Source organism: Pseudanabaena biceps PCC 7429 (assembly GCF_000332215.1).
GTDB classification, from domain to species: domain Bacteria; phylum Cyanobacteriota; class Cyanobacteriia; order Pseudanabaenales; family Pseudanabaenaceae; genus Pseudanabaena; species Pseudanabaena biceps.
Map to the genome: position 1 here is coordinate 1 of NZ_ALWB01000292.1, position 5,691 is coordinate 5,691.

Here is a 5,691-nt window from a genome sequence, read left to right on the forward strand (position 1 = left end):
TGAAATGAGGTGGAGTCTATATGTCCTGTTTCTACCTTGATTTCATATTTTGCTACTGCTTTCAGGCTGATTCCTAAAATGTCTCACTTAGTCCTGCTTCATGTAAATCATCTAGTACTTGTCCGATGCGGTCATCGTTGATTTGCTCGGCTGTTATTCCTTCCCCCAATAAGTGCTCGGTTGCTTTTCCTTCAAAGAATTTGCCAAACATATACAGGGGTGCTGATACAAATCCTAAGCCATTCAGTAGCATCGCTTTGACGATTATCCCTGCGCTTACTTTTTCTCTTGAGCTTCTCCCGATTATCGTGTTTATTTCTTTCTCGATTCCCATCTCATCAATGATTCCTGCCACGATCCCTAGATGATCTAGGTTCGATACTTTTATCTCTGTATTAATACCTACCTCCTTTTTTGCTTTTTGGTAATTATTTTACCCTTCCATTACGAGCGGAATGTGGGATATAGCTAAGTAGCTAGGCATAAGTAAACTTAAAACCTAGAAGAGCATACCGCCCGCGTAGCGGGCGGTATGCTCTCTGGATTGTTTTTTTAATTATGCTGAACTACTTACCAAATTAAGAAATGGCTATGTCATTTCTTAATTTGAAAACCCTTGCTAGGTTTATTTTTTAATTCCCAAAAGTGTTGTTGCACTTTCGTGAATTGGTATAAGTTAATGAGTGACGAGTTGTATAGGTTGCTTTTAGTGGATAGCGATCGCATTTTTCGGATGGGAATGCGATCGTGGTTGTTTGAGTTTCCAGATTTAGAAGTATCGGCAGATGTTGAAACAGCCGAGGATGCTTTAAGGATTTTGCGGGAAATCCCTGAGATTGATTTAGTGATTCTCGATCTCAATTTAAGGGGAGACAGTCGAGATTCTGCGCCATCCATAGGTCATATGGGGTTAGAGCTATGCCAACAATTAAAGTCGCAATATCCCCATTTACCCCTATTCGTATTGATTTCTCAGTCGTCTTCAGAACTCATAAAAATTGCCATTCTTTATGGTATTGATGGCTACTGCGTGAAGGGAAACCAGCCCGAAGAATTAGTTGTGGCGATCCGTCAAGTTGCCCGTGGTGGTCAATATTTGGGGGATCGCTACCAAAATGAATTCAGCCAGAATGTTCGCTTAGTCTCTAATGTGCCAGAGCAAACTGTGATGGAGATTGTCAAACGGAGCTTTTATCGGTCGGGAGTAGGACAGATCGATCGCTTGCTAGCTGAGGTTAGATTGAGTTTGTCTGGGACAAATGATCGGATCAGCGATCGGATCAGCGATCGCCTCATCAAGATTGTTTTAGCAGGACAAGTTCGCGAACTACAGGTTGCGCGTTGGCTAGTGCGACAGCTATGGGGACAAACCTCAACTCCTGCGATTTCTCAAATCCCTCTTGATCTCTCTTCCAAAATGGCTAGCCCTGATGTGGATATAGGCGATCGCCCAATTAAATTTGATAGAACTCAGAAGCTAGCCGAGCCAAAGCATCAACATAATATCCTCGCGATCCAAGCTAGTTTATGGGACAAAACCGTCACAAAAATTCAATCTAATCTATCTAATTGGAGTAAGACACCTTTAGAAATTGACATTTTAAAAGATAATAAGAAGCGCGAACTTTTATATATTGCCCTGCGGCAAATCGAACAAAGCCTGACAGAATTGAGGTTTGCTCAAATTCTTCCATCGCAGCTAGAGCCCAAAATCCCTGATATTTTAAGAGGGATATGGCAAGAAACTGCAATTAATTTTTTTGGCAAATACTACGCGGTCACCAGTATTGCTGATATTGGTAATGAGGTAAGTAATGAGGTAAATGTAGTTGACACTTTACTCAAGGATTGTGAAATCATTCAAACCGAATTTCTAAATAAAATTCCTCAGTTTGATTCTTTTCTCGCACATTTATTATTTGAAACGGAATTAGTAGTTGACAGTACGACTGTATCGCTAGGTTCGACTGAAGCAATGCAGAGGTTGGAACTGATTTTAGACAATGTAATTATTCAGATGGCGAATGCTGTAATTCAACCGCTTTTAAATAATTTTGCCAATGCTGAAGAAATCAAGCAAAACTTCTATCGATATAATTTGCTGGCAACCCGTGAAATAGAAAGATTTCGGAACGACCTATCTTGGAAATATCGCCTAGAAAAATACATCCTCGAACCGCAATTAATTTTTGAAAGTCGTCATATCTTTTTGACCTTTGCTGATCTCGGTATCAAAAAGATAAGTATCTATGCACCCCGCAATCAGGAACTCCAAAAGTTAGAAGGTGTGCAGCTAGCGGTAACCCTAGCACTGGAAATCCAAGATGCGATCACGCCAAGACTAAAATCTGCGATCGCCCTCCTTGGCAGTGGATTTGTGTACTTATTAACCAATGTGATTGGTCGTGGTATCGGGTTGATCGGGCGTGGTGTAGTACAGGGAATTGGTAATGCTTGGCAAGATCGACCCAAAAGATGAGTGGCGGCGCTTAGCGCCGCCACTCATCTTTTGGGTTTTATGTTCTTTGCTATAGGAGAGAGAATTTAGGATTGCTTAAAGGTTTTGAAGTTGTTGGGCGAGAATATTTTTTTGGATTTTACCCATTGCATTGCGGGGAAGTTTCGCAACAAAAAATATTTGCTTGGGGCATTTATAGTTCGCAAGACGGTTTTTACAATGTTCGATTAATGCTTCAGAAGTAATATTAGCGGTTTCTTTAAGGGCGATCGCAGCCACAACCCTTTCTCCAAAATCCCTATCCTCTAAACCTAATACGGCGGACTCTTTGACCGCTTCATGGCATTCGATCACATTCTCAATTTCCTTAGGATACACATTAAAACCACCCGTAATGATTAGCTCTTTAGCCCGACCAACTAAGTACAATCGACCGTTATCATCGGGATCTTGAAAGCCGAGATCGCCCGTCCGAAACCATCTGTCCACAAAGGATTCTGCTGTTTTTTCGGGCATTTCCCAATAGCCTTGAAAGACATTGTCGCCACGAATCCAGACTTCTCCCACTTCGGACATTTGGACATTCTTTCCATCCCGATCGACGATGCGGATGGAAACTCCTGCTAATGGAAAACCGACGCTTTTGGCTTTGCGATAGTCAGCTTCAATTAAGTTGGAGGCATTCATTCCCGTTTCAGTCATGCCATAGCGTTCGAGAATGCGGAAACCTGTGAGATTCTCAAACTGATGGAATTGACGATCGCTTAAGGGTGCAGAACCAGAGATAAACAGCCGCATTTTCGTTAAGTCGGGTTTTGGCGCGAGGTTTTCCCATGTATCGATCAAGCGCTGATAGATGGTCGGAACACCCATTAACATGGTGCAGTTTGCCGACACTAATGTATCCCAGACCCTTTGAGGCTCGAACTTTTCCAGCATGACAATGGTTGCTCCTGCATACAGCCCGCCGAGGGTCGCAACATTTAAACCATGAATGTGAAATAGGGGCAAAACATGGAGAAGGATATCGCGATCGCTCCATGCCCATGCTTTGTGGAGAGCTTGCATATTCGCGATCAGATTCCGATGGGAGATGGCTGCACCTTTAGAACGTCCTGTCGTTCCAGATGTATATAAAATCATGGCTATATCATCGAGATCTGTTGCATATTTTGCGGCGATCTCCGTGCCATCCGATCTGATGGAAGCATTGGCAACGACTTCTGAAAGCGATAAATCCTCATCCTGAAGTAGAATTTGTAATTCGGAGAGATGTTGAATCGATGGCTGAACTCTGCTATAAAGGATTTTAGAAGTTACTAATAGCGAACTGCCTGAGTCAGTGAGAAAATAGACCACCTCTTCAGGACGATAATCGGGATTTAGCGGTAAAGAGATCGCTCCGATGGAGAGAATGGCAAAATGAAAAAATAAAAACTCAATACATTTGGGTAATTGGATGGCGACGCGATCGCTTTTTTTTATACCTAAGCGATCAAGTTTGGTAATGTAGCATTGCACCTGACGGTTAAATTCTTGGTAAGTCCAAACTTTTCCCTCAAAAATAATTGCGGGTTTGTCAGCATATTTTGCGGCGGTTTCGGAAATTAGCTGTGCTAAATTCATGACTGATTTACCTCTAGCAATTTTTCAATCAGGAGATCGTCCGACATTTTACAGTGCCGAGCGCGATCGCTCAAAATTCTCATCATCATAAAGTACTGCGCTATTCAGAATTAAACCAAGAAACAGAGATTGTACCGACCGCGTAGCGGGCGGTACAATCTCTGTTTTTGGTTTTTAATTCTGCTGAACTACTTATTACAGCAATTTTCGATCAAAAGAAATCAAAAGAACTACAAGAAACTTTTTGAAAGTGTTGCTTCGCAACACTTTCAAAAAGACTTTCAAAAAGTTTCTTGGTTTGGATTTGAGCGCAAAGCGCTGTAAAACTGGTAAAAAATTTATCTACAGGGATAGACAGATGCCACGGCTATCTGTGCGATGATAAATTGAACTATCTTGCCGTTAGGTTTTGTTGACTGTGAATACCGTTCGTACTGTTTCTGACACCAAAAAAGACTTTTATTTAGCCTTCCCCAAACCAGTCAATCAGGTCTACCGACGGGTTGTGGACGAACTTTTAGTGGAAATTCATCTGCTGAAAGTTAATCAAACATTTGTTTACGATGCAATTTTTGCGTTAGGTTTTGTAACTACTTTCGATCGCTTTACGGCAGGCTATAAACCTGAAACCGATCGCTTTGCGGTATTTCATGCATTGTGTGCGGCGTTGCAATTTGATTCCGATCGGATTCGTCAAGATGCAGCTACTCTCAGTGATTTAGCGACGCGATCGCCTAACGATATTAAAACCCTACTTACCAATCTGGATTCGGGAATTAGCCTTGAGCCTTTGTCGGGGCAACTCCAAATTATTTCTACCAAAGAAAATTTTAAATATAGCCGTTTGCTAGGCGTAGGGCTTTATGCATTGCTAGAAATTAGTGATCCTGAAGAAATCGCTGATAGTGCCAAGCGCGAAGAATTAATCAAACTAGTGGGTGAGACGCTGAAATTTGGAAGCGATCGCTTACTTAAGGATGTTGATCTTTATCGCTCGAATCTTGACAAAATCGAGCAAGCCCGTCAAATGATTGCCGATATGGTAGAAGCTGAGCGCAAAAAACGCTCTCAAAAAGAAGCAGCCCTATCCAGTGCTAAAGCTACGGAAGTTTCTAGCGAAACTCCCGATAATCCATCCTAATAGCAAGTTAAGAAATGGCGTAGCCATTTCTTAACTTGCTATTAGACCTGTAGCGCAAGTGCAGCGTGCGCTACAGGTCTTAGGTTTTTATATTTAATTAAGCCCATTTACTGAGGTTTAGTTTTTATAGCTATATTCACTGAAGTCAGGAAATCAAACCCCATAGAGAGTTGCGGCGCGAAGTGCCGCAACTCTCTATGGGGTTTGATTTTTGTCCCACCAAAGAAATAGATATCAAAAACCAAGAATTAGACGTTGCGGCGCGAAGCGCCGCAACGTCTAATTCTTCACTGGGAAGGGAGTAATACCAATTCCCAAAATGGCAACGCCATTTTGGGAATCTCAAAACCTTACTGGGCTTGTTTTTAATGAACTGAAGTGAGCCAACACTTCAGTTCATTGGTATAATATTACTGACTATAGCTATAATTCACGAAAATGTGATAACACTTTCGTGAATTGGTAT

The 5,691-nt window shown here is 41.8% G+C and carries 3 protein-coding genes and 1 pseudogene; 2 read left to right on the top strand and 2 right to left on the bottom strand.

Annotated elements, in window-relative coordinates; all coding sequences use genetic code 11:
• Window positions 1–400 (bottom strand): annotated as a pseudogene (locus PSE7429_RS20995) (DUF4277 domain-containing protein); the annotation flags it as partial.
• Window positions 401–679: 279 nt separating this feature from the next.
• Here PSE7429_RS20995 and PSE7429_RS21000 point away from each other — a divergent pair.
• Window positions 680–2,479, top strand: coding sequence for a DUF3685 domain-containing protein (locus tag PSE7429_RS21000; RefSeq protein ID WP_009629376.1), 1,800 nt, complete (start codon window positions 680–682; stop codon window positions 2,477–2,479).
• 75 nt (window positions 2,480–2,554) lie between these two features.
• Here the strand turns inward: PSE7429_RS21000 and PSE7429_RS21005 are convergent, their stop codons facing one another.
• Window positions 2,555–4,084 carry a class I adenylate-forming enzyme family protein gene (locus PSE7429_RS21005; protein WP_009629377.1) on the bottom strand — a complete coding sequence of 510 codons (1,530 nt, stop codon included), beginning with the start codon at window positions 4,082–4,084 and terminating at the stop codon, window positions 2,555–2,557.
• Between the two features lie 418 nt (window positions 4,085–4,502).
• On the opposite strand from PSE7429_RS21005, the gene psb29 reads away from it, so the two are divergent.
• Window positions 4,503–5,225: a photosystem II biogenesis protein Psp29 gene (gene psb29 / locus PSE7429_RS21010; RefSeq protein ID WP_009629378.1), complete on the top strand. Its 723-nt coding sequence runs from the start codon at window positions 4,503–4,505 to the stop codon at window positions 5,223–5,225.
• Window positions 5,226–5,691 lie beyond the last annotated feature (466 nt).